Source organism: Vibrio sp. Makdt (assembly GCF_027587015.1).
GTDB lineage: Bacteria > Pseudomonadota > Gammaproteobacteria > Enterobacterales > Vibrionaceae > Vibrio > Vibrio chagasii_B.
Window position 1 is genome coordinate 152,676 of record NZ_JAPPTH010000001.1, and the last position, 18,474, is coordinate 171,149.

Annotated in this window: 13 protein-coding genes and 1 pseudogene; 9 read left to right on the forward strand and 5 right to left on the reverse strand. The window is 42.9% G+C overall.

From position 1 onward, the window contains the following. Positions 1–376: 376 nt before the first annotated feature. Positions 377–691: a hypothetical protein gene (locus OH460_RS00655; protein WP_269994080.1), complete on the forward strand. Its 315-nt coding sequence runs from the start codon at positions 377–379 to the stop codon at positions 689–691. Here OH460_RS00655 and OH460_RS00660 read toward each other — a convergent pair. Next, positions 677–1,345, reverse strand: a complete 669-nt coding sequence (locus OH460_RS00660; protein ID WP_269994082.1) for a hypothetical protein — start codon at positions 1,343–1,345, stop codon at positions 677–679. The genes OH460_RS00655 and OH460_RS00660 overlap by 15 nt on opposite strands. A gap of 129 nt (positions 1,346–1,474) precedes the next feature. Between OH460_RS00660 and OH460_RS00665 the strand changes: the two genes are divergently transcribed. From OH460_RS00665 to OH460_RS00675, 3 genes are all read left to right on the forward strand, one after another. Beyond that, positions 1,475–1,702 (forward strand): hypothetical protein, encoded by a 228-nt coding sequence (locus OH460_RS00665; RefSeq protein ID WP_269994084.1) that lies wholly within the window; start codon positions 1,475–1,477, stop codon positions 1,700–1,702. Positions 1,703–2,078: 376 nt separating this feature from the next. Beyond that, positions 2,079–3,251 carry a nucleoid-associated protein gene (locus tag OH460_RS00670; RefSeq protein ID WP_269994086.1) on the forward strand — a complete coding sequence of 391 codons (1,173 nt, stop codon included), beginning with the start codon at positions 2,079–2,081 and terminating at the stop codon, positions 3,249–3,251. Continuing rightward, the gene (locus OH460_RS00675) at positions 3,235–4,584 is read left to right on the forward strand and encodes a hypothetical protein (RefSeq protein WP_269994088.1); all 1,350 of its coding nucleotides are present in this window, start codon (positions 3,235–3,237) and stop codon (positions 4,582–4,584) included. Before OH460_RS00670 ends, OH460_RS00675 begins: the two co-directional genes overlap by 17 nt. Before the next feature lie 128 nt (positions 4,585–4,712). Here the strand turns inward: OH460_RS00675 and OH460_RS00680 are convergent, their stop codons facing one another. The 3 genes and pseudogenes from OH460_RS00680 to OH460_RS00690 all read right to left on the reverse strand — a co-directional run. Continuing rightward, positions 4,713–5,300, reverse strand: coding sequence for a hypothetical protein (locus OH460_RS00680; RefSeq protein ID WP_269994090.1), 588 nt, complete (start codon positions 5,298–5,300; stop codon positions 4,713–4,715). 63 nt (positions 5,301–5,363) lie between these two features. Then, positions 5,364–6,086: an HNH endonuclease signature motif containing protein gene (locus OH460_RS00685; protein ID WP_269994092.1), complete on the reverse strand. Its 723-nt coding sequence runs from the start codon at positions 6,084–6,086 to the stop codon at positions 5,364–5,366. Positions 6,087–6,560: 474 nt separating this feature from the next. Then, a pseudogene (locus OH460_RS00690) lies at positions 6,561–7,235 on the reverse strand (MFS transporter); the annotation flags it as partial. 328 nt (positions 7,236–7,563) lie between these two features. Between OH460_RS00690 and OH460_RS00695 the strand changes: the two are divergent. After that, the gene (locus OH460_RS00695) at positions 7,564–8,778 is read left to right on the forward strand and encodes a multidrug effflux MFS transporter (RefSeq protein WP_269994094.1); all 1,215 of its coding nucleotides are present in this window, start codon (positions 7,564–7,566) and stop codon (positions 8,776–8,778) included. Between the two features lie 55 nt (positions 8,779–8,833). Here OH460_RS00695 and OH460_RS00700 read toward each other — a convergent pair whose 3' ends face one another. Beyond that, on the reverse strand, positions 8,834–10,825 hold the full coding sequence (locus tag OH460_RS00700) for a hypothetical protein (protein ID WP_269994675.1): 1,992 nt from the start codon (positions 10,823–10,825) through the stop codon (positions 8,834–8,836). Positions 10,826–11,090: 265 nt separating this feature from the next. Between OH460_RS00700 and OH460_RS00705 the strand changes: the two genes are divergently transcribed. The 4 genes from OH460_RS00705 (at position 11,091) to OH460_RS00720 (ending at position 18,473) form a co-directional block, all read left to right on the forward strand. Then, complete coding sequence (locus OH460_RS00705) at positions 11,091–15,923, forward strand: DUF1566 domain-containing protein (protein WP_269994677.1); 4,833 nt, start codon at positions 11,091–11,093, stop codon at positions 15,921–15,923. 68 nt (positions 15,924–15,991) lie between these two features. Then, positions 15,992–16,174, forward strand: coding sequence for a Flp family type IVb pilin (locus tag OH460_RS00710; RefSeq protein WP_239833161.1), 183 nt, complete (start codon positions 15,992–15,994; stop codon positions 16,172–16,174). 30 nt (positions 16,175–16,204) lie between these two features. Next, positions 16,205–17,086, forward strand: coding sequence for a Flp pilus assembly protein CpaB (gene cpaB, locus OH460_RS00715; RefSeq protein WP_269994097.1), 882 nt, complete (start codon positions 16,205–16,207; stop codon positions 17,084–17,086). After that, positions 17,079–18,473, forward strand: coding sequence for a type II and III secretion system protein family protein (locus tag OH460_RS00720; protein WP_269994098.1), 1,395 nt, complete (start codon positions 17,079–17,081; stop codon positions 18,471–18,473). The genes cpaB and OH460_RS00720 overlap by 8 nt, the downstream gene beginning before the upstream one ends. Position 18,474 lies beyond the last annotated feature (1 nt).

The following is an 18,474-nucleotide window of genomic DNA, read 5'->3' on the forward strand; positions in this document are numbered from 1 at the left end:
GCTCCCTCGGAGCTCCTTGCTGTTTAACTATTCCCCCAAACGACTCGAACTCATGATACAGACTAGACATAACACTCACGGACCAGATACCAAACGACGCTATTATTCACATGACAATAGACATAGAATCGACATTTGGTTGATTCTATGTCGCTACATTAACCTTGATCTGATAGACATAAGATCGACAATGTGTCGATTCTACGTCGCTGTTCGATTGATAATGAAACCATATATTGGATATCTACCCTCTCAAATGTTAAGCCAAAACATACTACTACCTATGCTTTGCGCATTAAGGCTTGGTTAGGTTCAGGCATCTGTCGTAGAGGCGTTAAGATTTAATATAACGATCATGGATTAGGGAGAAGTATTGATGAATCAAAGGCTAGCCACCGGGCTAAAATCCGCCGAAACATTGTTGTTAAAATGGGGAGCCACCCATGAACAGATACAAGTTATTCTACCAACTGAAGAGGATAATCTTGAAATCAGAATCAGCCACATTTTAAATATCCATGCTACTTTAAGGACAATATTTAGCAATGAAGACAATGTATATGGCTTTATGAGTCATACAAACAATAACACCTTCTTCAATGGGCGAAGCCCAACTAGTATCATCGCTTCAGGACGCTTATCTGATTTGAAAGAAGTCAGAGAAAAGGTTGAGAGCTTAGTATTGAGTTGACAAAGGGTGTTCGACACTTACGTTCGACAGGTTCATAAGCTCATAATTTGGCGCATCCCGTCGATTTCCCTTCCATAATACAGAGGAAACACATTCCACATTTAGCATCGAGTTTTTCAGCTCTTCTACTATGTTTTTTTGAGATTCTACAGACGAATCACAGTCAATATTGACGCTTAGATATGTATGGCGAGCCAATTCTGCAGCATTCATGACATCTTTATAGCCTACTCCAGAGCTCCCCCCTTGAGTTAGAATTACGCTCGTAAATGATGATTTGAAGAGAGCCTGAGCCAACTGATGGTTGCTATGGCACTCGCTCCACCCCCACATGATAGAACCCGTCAATTCCTCAGAACTCTCTAGTCGAGCCAATGAGTCAAAGTATGGCCCATATTCGTCCTTGCGAGTTCCAAAGATTCTTACAACGAGAGGACGCTCTCCACACCTCATTAATTCTTTCTGTAGAACTCGTACAGTATGACGCTCACCACTCCCACCTTTCGTTCGTAAAACGGCATATACTTTTAATTCAGCACAACACTCCTGCCAAAAACTAACATCAATATCTTGCCGCGAAAAATCGGAAATAATGTTGAGCCCACCGCCTAAACTGCGCAGTCTAGTTTTCTGGTTTATTCTGCCACTACACATAGCAAGCTCCTAAGGTCGCGTTGAGTCCCGTTTATCATTTAGAACAACAAAGAGTCACCTAAATATTGATGCATGGCTTTGATTCATGCTACGTAACATAATAGCCTAACAAAAGGAAAGGAGAACTCTATGACAACAAATAAATCAACGTTACACTCAACACTAAACCCTTTTAATTTACCCAATGCTCCATTCAAAGTCATTGACCCAAATGAACTACCAACCACTTATAGAGTGGCTTTCGAAGAGTTTTTAGCTGGCTCATCTACATCACACCCTGTTTATGCCTATCAGCATGATTTTGAACGGTTCATTTTATTGATTGAACAAGGGCATATTAAAATAAAGGAATGCTAAGTTGTATGAAATGCAAATAGAGAAAGCGGCTAATGCCCCTTAAAGGTTTAGCATTGTAAGAGCTTAGCTTCACAGTCAAAACATACCAATCTGATATGTTGACACGTTGATGGAAAAGAATGAGCTAGATGCTTCACTCTGACTTTGTAAATTTAGATTAGGAAAAATAAGGCTGACAACGATAAGCAACGGTCTGTTTCCTACTTTTGCAACTCTACAATGCAAAACAGAACAATTCTCACATGTTCTGTTTGACCAGGAATTTCAACACCCTGTACTATTCATTACAGTGAAAAACGATCCATACTGTACTCATGTACAGTATTATGATATACAGTTTTAGATAGTCAAGCATACACTTGATTAAGGAATGAATGTGCTGAGTTGTGTTGAATGTGATTTTTCCTATGAGGATACTTTAGAAAAGTGCCCTCGTTGTGTTGAGTTAGAACAGGTTGAGCGACCAGAGTTTGTCGCTGTAGCAGCTATGACTGCGGAATTTATCACGCAAGCTGGTAGCTCCAAGCTTGAAGCTAAGATCGGTCATCTTTGGCCTAAGAATGATGATGTTAGTTTCAAACTCATATCTGAAGTAGAGAGAAAGTTTAAAGGTAAGAACAAGTTTCATAGCTATTTTACAGAGAACAACTCTCTGGGTTCTGCTCCTAACCTCCTGAAAACTTACATTGGCAAAAATATTACATTCTCAGCGCTGGTGAAAACGTTTATGGATTCCCTTGTTGCTGCTGCGAAGGAAGTCGGAGTACACAAAGTTGCAGGCGGTAATATCGTGTTCATGCACTATAAAGGCCATGAAGACACCGATATCGGTCGATTACTAGCCATCTGGGTGACCAAGAAAGATGGTTTCGATTTCGACGAGGAAAGCTTGGTCCCAAAGGACAGCAGTCACTTAAACCTTGACGCGTTAAGACAAGCTGCATTGTTTGACCTCACGTTATTTGACCAAGTCTATCCGAATGTACCGACTGATGATACTTACCTAAAGTTCATTAAGGGAACATCAACAGGTGCATTTTTTAAAACCGCATTTGGGTGTGATGAGAGAAACGTAGGTAACGTCGATTCAATCAAGAGTTTTCGCCATGCGGTAAGTGATTACCAAGATAGCTACCAGCTCTCTAACGATTTCTATATGGATGCTACCGCTAAAGTTGAAACACTGCTTGAAGCAGCCCAGAAGAGCGGAAAACCTATATCTTTATCGACTTTGTGTAATGCTGTTGATGGCTTACTTCCTGATGATTCACCATTGAAAGGAACATTTGAGTCTTTCATCAACAACAACGGATATGAGATCAATCATCATATCGAGCCTACTCTGAATAGTGTTAAGGCAGGGCAGTCAATAGAGCTGATTGCCGGAGATAAGAGCTTTTCAGCTAAGATTTTGAAAAAGCAAATTGGACCAGCGGGTTCAGGTCATGTAGTCGAGTATGAAGATGGTCGGCTAACATTTTTAATTGTTGATCAGGAGCAGAAAAAAGAGCTGATAAAGCTTGCAACTGCTAATGCCGAAGATGAATAGCGATAGTTTTCAGTCATTTGTCAATATTTTAAGTGGAAGCTCGCCATCGATTAATGATGGAGAACTGAAGGTTTCTTTGTCTTCAGAAGCTACAGCTCGTCAAATGGTTGAAGAAACATTAAAAAGCGTTGGGTACTCATTTGATGAAGTGAGAACTATTCGTCAAAACAATGCAAATATCTCACTTAATGCAGCGAACTGGTCAGGAAGCTGCCCGATTCACATTAGTTGGGATAACCTATTCTCAATAGTTGAAAATACGTCGAAGCTACCACCATACTTTTACGTCTTAGAGACGAATCAATCCTCATTTGACGATACGCAAAATAAGCGTGCACTAGAGCTATTTTGTGCGCTCAGGCAATTACTTGCTTCTTTAGCTGATCAATGTGAGCCACCTCAAGACGGATGTGCAAAAGGTTCTCGAAAATTATTCTATATCATCGAAACTGACGATGGTGTAGCTAAATACGACTTTAAACCTACCCTAAAGTGGAATGAACTAAAGGAAATACTGACCGAAAACGGGCAACTTTCTTTGGTTGAAAAGCTGCGTAAGTTAATTACTCTCGGTGATAGCCAAGATTCAGAAAGAAGATCTGTGATGCGTTCTGCATTTCATGAGATTATTTCTGCTTGTCATTCTAATTCAGAAATATTCAAAAAAATCTTAGGCTCTATTGAGAATTTCCATAAACGTTATGAGGAACACCACGATCTTTTTGTTAGGCGTTTTAGCATAAACAAAGTTCTTCATGAAATTAATGAGAAAGACTTAACTTACACCTCTAAGATAAATGAAATTTTATCTAGTGCTCAAAATAAAACCTTAACTATCCCTGGTGCTTTAATCGTAATTGGCGCAGTGATGAGAATTGATCAGATGGCAGATGGGATTGCAGTTGCAATTGGCATGCTGATGACAACTGTAATTGTGCATCGCTCTCTAGAGGTTCACAACAGTACATTCGAGCATATCGAGAAACAGGTTACAGCTGAGTTCAAACGATATGACGTCTTAAATGAAAAAGTAGAGATAAGACAGAGAGCAAAACAGACAATAACTGACCTTTCAGATTTACTAGGTAAGGCAAAGAAAAACTCTAGATTTATGAAAAAGTCTATCTGGTTTATCTGCTTCCTAGCTGTAGCCTTTATTGTTGTTGTGCTTAATAGAGACGATGCAAACGTAGTTCAAGCACAAGCCCCTCAACAATCAATCAGTAATACAATACCTAAAAATAGCGAGCCTAAAACTGATGAGATAGTTCCAAAGGCTGTTATTTCTAAACCAGTGTCAGCTGCAAACAGCTCTGTTTCTAACGCTTCCTAAAACATCAGTATTGGTCTGATAAATAAGTTACTTATGAATAAAAACTAAGCTAGAGAATGTAATCTAGCTTAGTTAACCTGTTTATGTTAAAAGCACATCTAGCCTCAAGATAGTGTTTACTATGTCTATTACTTGATTGACAGGCGGAGATGAGCAATCTCAATAGATGCTATAAAACAAAAGTTGACTAGGATTAGAGTAGTTTTATCCTCTTCACTCTTGAACGTGGTGAGTAGGTCTAGCTTTTCTGGCGAGGTGTTCTTAACATACGCATGCATTTGAGGAAATTGCGATGGTGAAAAACCAGAGACTCGTATATCGTGTGCTAGTTCGTTTCGAGCTCGTCTTATTTCATGTAGAGGCGAGATTAGCTTTCTATACTCTCTTTTTTCACTACGATCTTCGAAGTCATATGTTTTTATGAAGTCCTTGAATGTCCCTATCTTAGCACCGAACGTTTTGTCTGCAATATCGGCATCAAAGCTATTTAACAACAAATCTAACTTATGTTCGAGTAAAAGAACAATACTAAGAAATCGTCCGATCTGCTCATTTGCCTCAGTAGTTCTTTGATGAATCCATTTGTTACCGTCGACTACAAACTTACGACATTCTTCCGTATTCTCTTTCGGAGACAAAGGCTCTTTATACTGTATTGGTGCATACTCGCTTCTTTTTCGTATCGAGTAGCCGAAAAACTTGAGTAACTTTTCCACTGGCTTCCTCTGTAGTGCTTAACGTTTTCAGTAAATAGCTGTTAGGTATTTATATTGTTTTTATCAGGGTATTATCGTTGTGATCTGCCCAGATACATCACAACCCACGTCATCCCTCAAGCGTTTTAGCTGAATACCGACTCTACCTCTTAATACCTGCAAATATGCGTCAATCAAAGTTGTGTCTCTAGACAGCTCATTCATAAATTCTCTGTTCGCATCTTGAATTAGGCGGAAGATTTCTTTAAGCTTTTTGTCTGAGTCTATATCACGGACTTCTTTTTGAATTAGTTTTCTGACTTGGTCGATAGAACTAATGACATGTACGGGATCTTCAATTGCGGCTGGTTGAAAGTAGACCCCTTTACTAGATATATAATCAACGATATTTTGAGCAACCTTCCTGTTTGAACTCTGTCTCGATATTAAAGGCATTGGACTCTTATGAGTTCTAAGTAATACCGAAATTGTATCCTCATGGTCTTTTTTCCACTGGAATAATAGTGATTCTGAATAATCAATCCCATAGTTCTTATCGATCAACGTATGGCAGTTAGCACATAACCACAAGCCATTTTCCTCACCGTGGATATCGATACTCGCATTTGAGTTATGTCTTGCTGACCCACTTTTTTCTCCAATTATATGTGCTGCTTCTCCTTTTTTATTTTTAAATTTTGGGTCAGCCATCGCAGGTCCGATGGTTAAGGTATTACAGTCAGGATTACTGCATATATATGCGGCCCTATAGGCGATCATTTCTGCGACTTTTGGTTTGAAAGCCATTTCCCCTCCACAAAACCAAATACTATTAGCAAAATAAAAACTATATTAATAAGAGATCTATATCATAAAAATGATTTAACATCTTGGGATATTTCCACTTAGTCTTGTGAGTGTGTGTGCATAAATACTTATTCTCTTCTGCACACACTAAACGTTACACTTCATCTGGATAGTAGTTATCCTCATCGTATAGCTTACCTCCGCAAGGCTCGATTTCTGGTGGCATCATGATAAGGCAGTAATTCAGCAAGATGGGATTAATAAAAATGTGTGGGTAAATAATTGATTACTGCTGATGAGCTTGCAGAAAGTGTAAAGAATGATCTCAAATGAGCTAAAAAATCAAAATAATTTACATAAAGCAATGATTATGTAAAGTATATGGCAAGAAAAACCTTCTACATACCATACAGCGTGGTACGTAGAGAGCTTTACCGCATATCAAGCAAGTCTAGTTACTCTGTATAACGGCAATACCGTGAATATCTGTCTTCTGGCACCACTCATAAATGTCAGCGCGTAGTAAAGCCAGTAACGCTTTCTCAGCACCAACTTCTTATTTTGCTGGGTCTTCGTTTGAAATTCAGGGAAGCCAAAAGTCATCACAAGTACTAGAACAAAACCTATGCCGCCAGTAATGCCATATACCCAAACGAAATCGAGCTTTAACTGCTCCAACATCACCCAGATAGAGCCGTAAGTAAGCAGAGATGCTAACGCACCAACCGAGATCATTTTACCTAGCATCTCTGGCGCTTCTTCTTTACTCAGCCATTGTAGGGATAAAGATTGCTTGAGGGTTTCAAAATAATGAAAGCCCGTCGACATCAAAATGGTGGTAAACAAAAGGCCAGTAAGTGAAGGGAACAAGCCAGTAATCGCCGTCCCGATAGTGAGCATAGCCAGCGATACCAACATGAAGCGCTGCTCGCGGATGAAAGCCAGCACAAACACCACAGTAAAAGCTAAAAAGCCCGGAATTTCACGAACACTTTGTAGTAAGCCGATATCGGCACCGTCAAAATTCGCTTTCTCTATCACGAAGTTGTTCAACAGAGCCATCCAGCTCGAAAACGCGATAGGTACAACAATCGAAATCAATAATAAAAAGTTTTGCGGCGTTTTCCAGCTCGCCTTCGATGCACTCATAGCAGCCAAATCCTAAATAGTAATCCAGTATCATACTCCGGTTTTATGCCAAGTAACAAATGGTTAACTTCTTAGGATAAAAGCAACATTACATGACTTTCATCGTTTGCATAGGGGAGCGTGAAAACAGCAATCGACACCTTGAAAAGATGAAACATTATGTTACATTTGCATCATACTTGATCACAACCAAGTGACGGGAATGACAACCCTGCGTAACACTCCTCTCTACTACGCGCATCCCAATATCCAAATTTCATTCTAAGCCTACCTGCACTTGCAGCGTCTGCGCTTCTGACTTTTATAATAATAACTCATTGGATTAACTATGTTTCCCATCTCTCATGAGGGGAAGTGGTTTCGATTTTTAATGGTATTCATATTCCTTGGTGCTGCCATGGAGACGGATATCTATCTACCCACATTTCCCGATATATTGAAGGACTTCAACACTGACGCGGTTATGGTGCAGCGCATTCTGAGCTATAACTTTATCGGCATCTGTATTGGTTCCTTACTCTATGGACCACTATCGGATCATTTTGGTCGCCGAAAGATACTAATGTTTGGTTTTAGTGTCTTCCTTGCTGCAAGTATCGGCTGCATTTTTGCTTCAAGTATCGAGCAATTATTAGCGTTTCGACTGCTCCAAGGCTTCGGTAGTTCAGCGTGCGTAATCGTTGGTACCGCAATGATCTTTGATCTGTTCGATGAAGAACCCGCCGCCAAACTGATTGCCGACCTCAACACTTTAGTGGTCAGCTTGATGGCTTTTGCACCTCTTATTGGCGGCTGGATAAGCCTCCATATGGGGTATAAAGCAAACTTTGTCTTTATCGCCATTTTAGTACTGCTTTCTGCAACCAAATGTTTCTTCTTCTTGCCTGAATCTTTGAGTAAAGATAAACGGAAGAAGGTCGCGCCTAAGCGAATAGCAAGCGACTATAAAACCCTATTGTCTTCGTCAGCCTTTTGGTACAACACGCTAGTGACGAGCTTAATTCTTGCCGCTTATATGATTTGTGTTTCCAACATGTCGTTATTGTATATAGAGCAATTAGAAGTCAGCCCTGATCAGTTCCCGTTTTTCCAAATGGCAACACTGGGCACATTCGTCTTGGTGAGTCTGAATAACGCACGCTTAATCGACAGGTTTGGTACCGATAAATTAAAAAGTACTGGGCTTGGCTTAATATTTACCACCACGCTCATCTTTTTCTTATTACCGTCTGAGCAACTCAACTCACCGTTCATCCTAACAGGGACGATGTGCTTGTTTTCAATAGGTGCAGGGTTATCGATTGGATTGTTCTTTGCGAAATCGATGCAAGTTTTTCCAGATCTAACAGGGATCGCAGCATCACTGGTGACAGCTATTCGTCTATTTATCGTTTCTGCTGCGATTGATTTAGGCAGCAATGCGTATGAAGGGACGTCGGAGTCAGTCATACATGTGATGACCGCTGTCGTTGTCTTTTTAGCTGCTATCTCCTCGGTCAATTACTGGCGTCAAAGCCGATTGAAACAGGCTGAGAATATGTAGTAAGTATCTGAGTAAAGAAGGGAGTTAGCCTCCCTTCTTTATTGATTGAATGCCTTTAAAGGGCTTTATAAAAGGTTAACCACTCACCTCGTTCTAAGCCGCTAACGTTCACTCCTGTGATGCCACTCGAGGTTGTTGCGTTAGAAGGAGAGAATGAAAGGTTAACATTTTTGAATTTATCAGAAATGCTACTTTCCGTTCCTGTTTGAGAAAGAATGTAGCCCAAGTTAGTAGAGTTCCAGCTTGAGTTTCCACTGTCTTCCCATTTTTTGAGGAGTTCTTTTGTTACCAGTTGGCTGCCAACTTTAAGAGCCGGACCACTAATATTTCGGAATTGATAGTAATCCACCCCTGAAGAAGTCAGCGCAATCACTTTTTCAGCCAATACATACAAAGAGTTGATTGCCGAACTGCTCAACACCTCTTTCACTACCAAGGTTCTATTCGTGTTATCAACGATATAGAGAGTGTTCGCTGTAGCAACCGCACTTATTTTGCCATCCTTCGATGTTGCTATCTTACTGATGGTGGAATCGACACCCAACTCCCCGAGTACCGTTTGCTGAATCGAGTTTGAAACCCATTCAAGCTTGTTACTGTCTAGCCCCAACAAAATTTGCTGGTTCGCTACAATATTGGCTGTTTTCAGGTTCAATTTATCAATCGTCATCTTGGTGGATAAGTTAGTTGTATTAATAACCTCAGCCGCTAAATTGGCGCTCGTAAAATAATTCTTATAAACAATCAAAGCTTCACTTTGGTCGTAAGATGGCATGATCTGAGGCGAAGAGGACTTGAGTGCGTGGCGCCAATTATTCATCGCTAACTTGTCAGCACTTAGTAATCTAAGCTCTTTCTGCGAGTAAATCGAACTACCGGTATTTTTAACTGCCAATAACGAGCCGCTTTGCAGCAGTGGAATCACTTTTGTAAAGTTATCGTTGATACATGATTGACTAGAATCAGGAGTTTCAGCAGGTTTAGGTTTCGGCGTAGGAATTGGCGGCAGCGTTCCTCCGCTTCGGCTACTGTAGCTATCAATCTTAAACGCCTTTGCACCACTATTATTGGTACTCGTTAGACTCGATAAGAAGATGCCATTGGCACCTTTACTATTACAAATATCACTCTCCGTCGGTGAGGCGTAAGACGTAGGCTTATAAACTTTATAGGCTTGGCTACCATTCAATGTAGGTACTAACTGAATGATTTCATTAGACTCTACCGGTATCTCTACGCCACCAGTTCCGCCTCCATGGTGGTCGTCATCGTCATCGTCATCATGATCGTCGTAATCGTCGTCATGAGAACGAATACTAATCAAGCCAGAATTAGCTTGGGACGCCAAACCATTATCAAGAGTCACTGGCTTATTACGTGAAGAGCTATCGATTTGCATCACGACATCATTCGCCGTTAGAAACACTATCTGACTACTCGCTGGATTCAGAGCGATAGATTTGGCACCAGAGAATTCTGGCACCGATTGAGAACCGCGAACAACCAGAGCATCCTCTATTTGCAAGTGCCTCGAAGCAGTTCCCGCGACATCGACGCCTGAAAGGTCCAACGTTTTATGCTCGATCATGAGGTCGAGAGCATGGGCAATATTTGTGTATGCAGCTTGCTTTCCGTCAGTTTGTGCCTTTTTCAGCGATTTTAGCAACACATTAGACTTATCTTTAGGTCCATACGTTGTGTCTAGTGAGGCAAAATTCACACCGACATGATCACCTAATTTACTTTGAAGCGATGCTTTAGCCTGTTCTATATCGTTGCTAATCGTTGGATTAAACATCATTTCGCTATGAATCAAAGTAGTGAAAGGCGTCACCAGCTCCATACCAGGAGAAGCGGTTAAAATTGCACCATCATATTGCCTCTGTTGTGCATACCCGGAAACGTCTGTAATGAGTTTTTCTTGCTCACTGCATACACCATTCAGATCTGCATCAGCACATACTAATGAACTTTGAAAAGCATGGCCTGAAGTGGTCGCTCCAACTGGATTCTCTCCATCAGAACTCCCCCCACACCCTGCGACCATTAGGGCACTAGATATAGCTAGTGACAATTTGCATACTAAAAATTTATTGCGCATTTTTTCGACCGATTCACCTAGTTTATTGTTGTATGAGTAGTATTTTATTTTGCTATTAAATCACTTAACCAAATAAAAGATCAAATGATATTGATAACTACTATCATTTAAATTAATATTCTCAGCCTTTCTAGCAGGTAATTTATAAATCTTTGGAGTTCAAGTGGTAAGGAATCCATACAAATTGGCGGGTGTTTCACTCGTTTCTACAATGCTTGTTGCTTGTGGTGGTGCAGACTCAGATCCCAAGCTTAGCCAGTCACAAACTCAGCCAAAATCCTCGAATATTTCTGGTATAGCGTTAGATGGTTATTTGCACAAAGCCAAGGTCTGTTTAGACAAAAATGGCAATGCGATGTGTGATTCTGCCGATGGAGACATTGCGACAACGGACGCCAAAGGACAATTCCAACTTGATGTCGATGATGATCTGGCTCAATACAAAGTGCTGGTTGAAGCCGTAGCAGGCATAACCGTAGATATGGACTCCCCCAACCAAGCAATTGAGTCTGGGTTTACCTTAGAAGTACCAAGCAACAACTCGGACGTCGTAAGCCCGGTTACCTCACTGATTGCCAGTGTGTCAAAGACCAGCGGTATCAGCTTCGATGATGCGACTGAGCTTGTTGCCAACGACCTAGGGATCGACAAAAGCCTAGCATTAGGTGATTACTCTGCTTCAAATTCAGCAAAAAGCCGTGAAGTGCATATGTTTGCGCGCGGTGTGACTCGCGTACTTCAAGAAGCCCAAAAAGCTTCGGTAGACGCAGGTGTCGACCAAGTTAACGCCCGTAAAGGTGCAATGTATAAACTTGCTGATCTTGATTTGGTCGAGTTCAAAGCCAAAACAGACCGACTTTCACACGGTGCTTCTGGAACGGACAGTGCTCTGGAGCAACTCGGCAAGGAGTACCGAGAGCAGCTCAAAGTCTCGCAAGAAGATATCGACGGTAGTGAAATCGTGGTTAAGCCACCAGCGCCCAAGCACGGTAAAGTCAATGATGCATCAGATACTTTCAACTGGCAGTTTGTACGTGGATTCAACCAAAACACAGATTACGAATATTCCTTAGATTCCGGTAGCACCTGGTCGACTGTCATTCGCAAACCGATCGTGGTTGGAAAACAGGCATTCGATAAAGGCGCTATTCAGGTTCGAGTCGCAGCCTCTAGTGCGCGCAATACTCCAGCAGGTAAACCGCTTCTTTCACACAAAGCATTTACGCTAACGACAGTTCCAGCAGCACCCGCTTGGGTCACCGTGGACAATGCGAGCAACGAATTTGATTGGGCGCTGGTCGATTCTTTTAATGAATTATCTCTTTACGAGTACTCTTTAGATAACGGTGCTAACTGGGTAAAAGCAACCGAAAAACCTCAACGCATTCAAGACTTAGATATTCCAGTTGGGCATCTAAAAGTACGTATCGCGAAGGACGACTCCCTAGGTCACCCGACCGGCTTAAGTGCTATTTCAGACAAACCGATGACAGTAACCCCAGCGCAACCAGTAAAACCTGTGCTGGATTTTGCAAACGACAGCACTAATCAGATCAACTGGCTTTGGGTCTCTGGGTATGATGCGCCATCTTTCTACGAGATTAATCTAGGTAACGGTTGGAATACTGTCACTGAACTTCCATATGTGGTTGGCAACGTTTCACTTCCGGCTAACAGCATCTCTATCCGTGTAAAATCCAATGTGCAAGATGCTCGCCCTGCAGGCAATCCACTAGTGATTGGTACAGCTTTCACTCGCTCAGAAAACCAACCTGTTGCACCAACCCTGCCGATTATTGATGATGCTGAAAACACGTTTGCGTGGACAGAACTTACAGAGTTTGCAGGCAATGACTTCTACGAATACTCACTAGACAGAGGTCTTACATTTAGCCCAGTAACTAGCAACCCACAAGCAGTCCCAGATGAGACGTTTGCTAAGGGGCAGGTCTGTGTAAGAGTGAAAGCAGGAACAGATCCTCAACATGATCCTGGTGAAACGCTGTGCTCAGATAAGCCATATTCAGTAACACCTGACAAGCCATCGGCACCAACATCTCCAATCACTCACGATGGGTTAGACACATTTGATTGGGCATTCGTAACAGGCTTCTCAGAAGCTGCGGATTACGAGATCAATGTACTCAACACGGGTTGGGCAACGGTTACTCAGAAACCTTATCAATTAAACGATCAAGCTTACGCTATTGACTCAATTCAAGTGCGAGTCAAAAGAGACCCAATTACCGGTCGTCCTAGTGGATCAGAGCTGACAAATGATGCTGCGTTTACCGTTCGTCCATCTGCACCCAATGCTCCAACAGGCCTAGTGGTGAACGATACAGACAACACGCTAGATTGGACATACTTTGCCGAATTCACACAACCAGAGCATTTCGAAATCACGCTCGACTCAGGTTCGACTTGGACTAAAGTCACCGCAAAACCAGTTGTGATCGGTAATATCGATAAAAGTATCGGTGAGGTTCAAATACGCGTCGCTCAAAACCCGACGAATGGCATGCCTCATGGCGTAGCAGCATTAACCGCACAAGCCTTCACCAAAGTGTTTGAGATTCCAGCACCAACATCGCCTGAGATAACCAACACTTTTACAGGCTCAAACCCAATCAAGACCAATGGTTTTGAATGGGACTACTTAACGGCTAACGTTGATGGTCAATCTGTTCGCTTTGATGAAGCCGAATACTATGAATTCACCAACGACAAAGGCCTGACTTGGCACCCTGCGGTTTCAAACCCACAGTTCATTGGCCCTGAAGCATATGACAAGGCTAATGTCGGTATCCGACTAAAAGCACATGCGAAAGAAGGTGTCGCAAACTCGACCAGTGACACGCTTTGGGCAACAGCAGCAAGCAGTCGCTTTACCGCCCTAAAATTCGTACCAATGAAAACCCGTTCACAAGCTGCTGATTTTGGTTACGGTGGATCATGGAATACGTACTCGCTCAATTGTATTGCTGAATACGATGATAAAGGGCAAGGGGAGCCGACGTTTTGGGCGGAGCGATTCTCTTCAGAAACCGATACCGCCTTCGATAAAGTCGCTCGACTGATTGCTTGTGATATCACTGGTTGGACGCTTCCAGATACTAGTGAAGTAATCACGTTATCGCAGAGAGATCCTGCAACACTGCCATCAAATCTAAGAAGTGGTTACTTGGTATCGAATCAGTCAGTGAATGTGCTAGCGGATAAAAATGGCGTCGCTGTCACTATCAACAAAGGCCAAGAATCTGTTGAGCAGTATTACTCCAAATACGCATACGCTAAATGGCAATTGCCATCAGGTGCAGAGTTACTCACTGGTGTAGATAGCGCTACGACTGAAATAGCCGCCTTTCTGAGTACACAAGACACGAAGATTAACGCTACGGAGCTTTATTTAGAAACCTGGCTAACCGCCAACCAATCTAAGAGCAAAGGTTACGCTGCATTAGAAACGGAAGCTCAAGCTAAAGTAGTAGAACTGCAGGCTTTAACCCAACCATGGGCAGATGATCTTAAGAATACGAAGCTAAAGCTAAAAGCGCTTGAATTTCAAGCATCTGTTGCTCAAAGCCGAACTGATGCTGAGAGCCTTGAATTCATTAACAAGGTCAAAGCGTATAAGGAGCAAGTCGCTAAATTAGAGCAAAACACCGTTGTACTAAGCGCATTAGTCTCTGGTTCTGAATTTGCTCAAAAGTTGGCGTTCATGCAGCAAAAGTCCGTAACTCTATCAAGCTCAACCAACGCACTAAGCTCAGCGTCATTGGCTAAGGATATTCACCAGGCAAGTTTAGACCTGTACAAGGCTATCTCAGACCTCGAGCATCAATATGGAATGGTTAATTCGTTCGTAAGCGAGCTGAATACATCAACACAAACGCTAGGCTCGGAGTTTGCCACCCTAAGTACATTGTTCCAGAAGTTTGTCACTGAGATGAACACGACGGCCACAATCCACAACCTAGTACAATCAAAAGTGCTAGCAAAAGATGGACTGAAACTAGCAAAAGACAATGGCTTTAGCGTTTCTCAAGCAGATGCGACCGTAAGCAGCCGCTTCGCTAAATTGGACGAATTAGGCAACTACCTACCAAAAAGCACTACCTACCAACAAGGCTGGCGTTGTGTTGAGGACACTAACATCACAGGCAAACGCCGAGTTTGGACACTGCTCAAAGACGGCCGACCAAAAGGTGCTGACGATCTTGCTTATGACGCTTCGGCATCAGGTGTCGCGAGTGTCTTAGGCAGTAACGGCCTGCTAGAAAGCACTAATGATGCGAACTTATGTGGCTTCAACGATTGGAAAGTACCAGCGCTGTCTCAGCTACTTTCACTACAAACTAAAGCAATCTCTAGCTCAAACTCGACCATAACAATCGATAAAGATGCATTCCCTCATCACCGAGGGCTGGACCCGGAGTATGACAAATCTAGCTATTACGGTGGTGTGATTTTTTACTACTGGTCGAATCAAGCAAAAGACACCAAACAATACATCACAAACTACAGCTCTGAGCGCAGCTACCAAGATGTCCGTCGTTCGGCAGTCGGTGGTACTGAAGATGCCGTCATCTTAGGACGCCTTGTTAGAGAAAAAGCGACAACATACCAGTATCTAGATATGCAAGGAAACGTTGTCGCCGATCGCCAAAATGCCATTTGCGCGCAAGACACTGACAGCAAGCTCGTTTGGCAACTGTTTACCAACGGAGACAGCAGTCGTTTCAAGAAATACGTAGAGGTAACACCTTTAATTTCAACACGAAATACACAAAAGGTGTGTGGCAAAGCGAGCTGGCGCTACCCATCGAAAGCAGAGCTGTATGGATTACTTCCTATCAATGCGGATGTCTTTAAGTTTAACGAAGTAACTGGTGGAGGTTATTCCAACCATAGCTCCTATATCACCAGCGATCCCGCTCCTTATGGTCGTGTCCTCGGTTTGAATATGACCACCATGGATGAGAGCCAAGTTGGTACTCAAAGTTACGACGGCCGCTACCTATACCGACTTGTTGCCAAATAAGCACTAAAACCTCTTTTTAATTACTACAACAGCCTCTGCTGAGGCTGTTTTCATCTAGGAAACAAGAAATGTTGAACAAGAAAAAGCAACGCGGTGCAGCCGCAATCGAATACGCCATTCTCGCAGCAGCAATGGCAGTCGTACTACTCAATTTTGTTGGCGGTGAGAACGGTGAGCTAACCACAGCTATCAGTGACGCCTACGGTACTGTAGTCGACCAACTAAAAAACGCACAACAAGCCTCAGAGTAAGCCCGTTTATTGCATATTAAAGGAATAGTTATGACTGCCAAGCGACTCATGTTGCTGTCGTTATTTTGCTCGGTGCTCGGAATATCCGTTTTGCTGTTGAGCCAAACCAATAGCGAGTCTGCGACCACCTCTTCTAAACACGCCGTTAAGCAAACGGTCAAAGTGCTGGTTCCAACTCGCACGATAGAGATAGGTCAAGCCTACACACCAAACTCGTTCCGATGGAAAGAAGTCCCACAACAAGAGTTGGAGAACTACATCGACCATGTGACACCGGAAGATATTTCTGCTGATCACTCTATGTCGGGGCTTGCGCGTACAAAGCTTGTCAAAGACTCGATATTGTCGAAAGCGGATATTACCGAGCCAGAAGGCGGCTACTCGCTTTCATTAAAGCTACAACCAGGTTATCGCGCTATATCAGTGCCTGTTGATCAGGTGACATCAAATTCGGGATTTATTGAACCGGGCGACCACGTGGATATTCTCCTGCTCGGTTCACAAGATGGTGAGCTACTTCGTTATGGCAATTCATCGCAGGGTTTGTATGTCACAACGATCGCTCACGATGTGAGAGTCTTGGCATTTAATGACAAACAAACAGCTGAGTCTTATCAAAAGGCCCGCGAATCTAATCATTATGAAAACGGTATCCCCGATGACAGCAGTGTCTCTTTAGAGGTAACACCCGAGCAAGCAAACCAAGTTGTTTTGGCTAAGCAATTAGGCAAGTTAACGCTTGTCTTACGCGGACAAAACGAAGACCCAAATCAAACTCAGCACGCAAATTCAGCGACGCTGAAAGCCATCTCACCAGACACAACTCAGGTATTGCCTGACGTCGGTTTGGTGGAGTTTAGAGCCGACAACAAAACGATCAACAATAAAACCGGAGCTGATAACAATGGCTAGTACCTGTCGTTGGTGGGGGATTCTCCTACTATCAAGCCTGTGCCTATCTTTCGCATCAGCAGCATCTGCGCTTGATGTGACAATCAATGAGGCAAAAATGATTCGCTTACCAGAAAAAGCGAAGTCGATTTTCATCTCTAGCACCCATATTGCGGATTACCAGACCTTAACCAACACCAAGGTAATGGTATTTGGTAAGCGAGCTGGTAGTGCCACTATCACTGTTTTGAACGAGCAAGAGCGAGTCATTTATACCAATAAGATTCGCGTGACTCACAACAGCCGCGAGTTCAATGACTTGGTCAAAAACAAGTTCCCAGAAGCGTCCGTAAACGCGGAATCTCTGGGTGGAAAGCTATGGCTAAAAGGGCAAGTACCTTCACCTATGATGGCACATAATATCGTGTCCTTAGCGAAAGGCTACCTGTCTCCTATTGTTGACCAAACCGAGCAACAAGAAAGCTCGAGCACTCAAAACGGTGCAGGTAGCAGCAATACGACGACTAAAGATCAACCAATGCAATCCAATGAAGATGAGCTGATCAATCAATTGGTTGTCACCATGCCAAACCAGGTCAACATTCGAGTGAAAATCGCTGAAGTATCGAGAAATGTTTCTAACAAGTTGGGTATCAAGTGGGGCTCTATCGCAGGTGGTGTTGGACAGTTTTCATTCTCAAAGCTGCCGAACGTCAGCAGCTGGGGCAAACCAAGTATTACCGCACTGATTGATGCACTAGCGACAAACGGCATGATGTCTGTACTGGCTGAGCCTAACTTGACGGCGATGTCCGGCGAAGACGCTGAGTTTCTGGTGGGTGGTCAGGTTCCATTGCCTTTGATCACTGCTGATACCACTCAAATCGAGTACAAAGACTTCGGTGTAAAACTGAACTTCACTCCAACGGTGCTCAGCCAAAATCGCATCAGTTTAAAAGTGAACCCTGAGGTCAGTAACGTCTCCATCGAAAGCCAACAAGTGATACATGGGACTAACTTCCCCTCTTTTACTACCCGTAGTGCAGCGACCACCATCGAATTAGCCAGTGGACAGAGCTTTGCCTTGGGCGGCTTATTGAAATCAGAAGACATTGAACAACTGCAAAAAGTGCCGCTTATCGGTGAAGTACCTGTGCTAGGCAGTCTGTTCCGCTCAACTGAATTCACTCGCCGAGAAACAGAGTTGATCATCATTGTCACAGCTTACCTAGTGCAGCCAACTCGTTCAGATTCAATGCAGCTACCAACCGACGGTCTCATTCCACTAAGCGATGTAGAACGTCTTCTAGCATTGCCAAGAATTCAGCGTAAAAGAACACACGACCAAGACACATACACCGACAACCACAAGCCTCGCTTGCTGGGTGACAACGGGTTCTATTACTGAG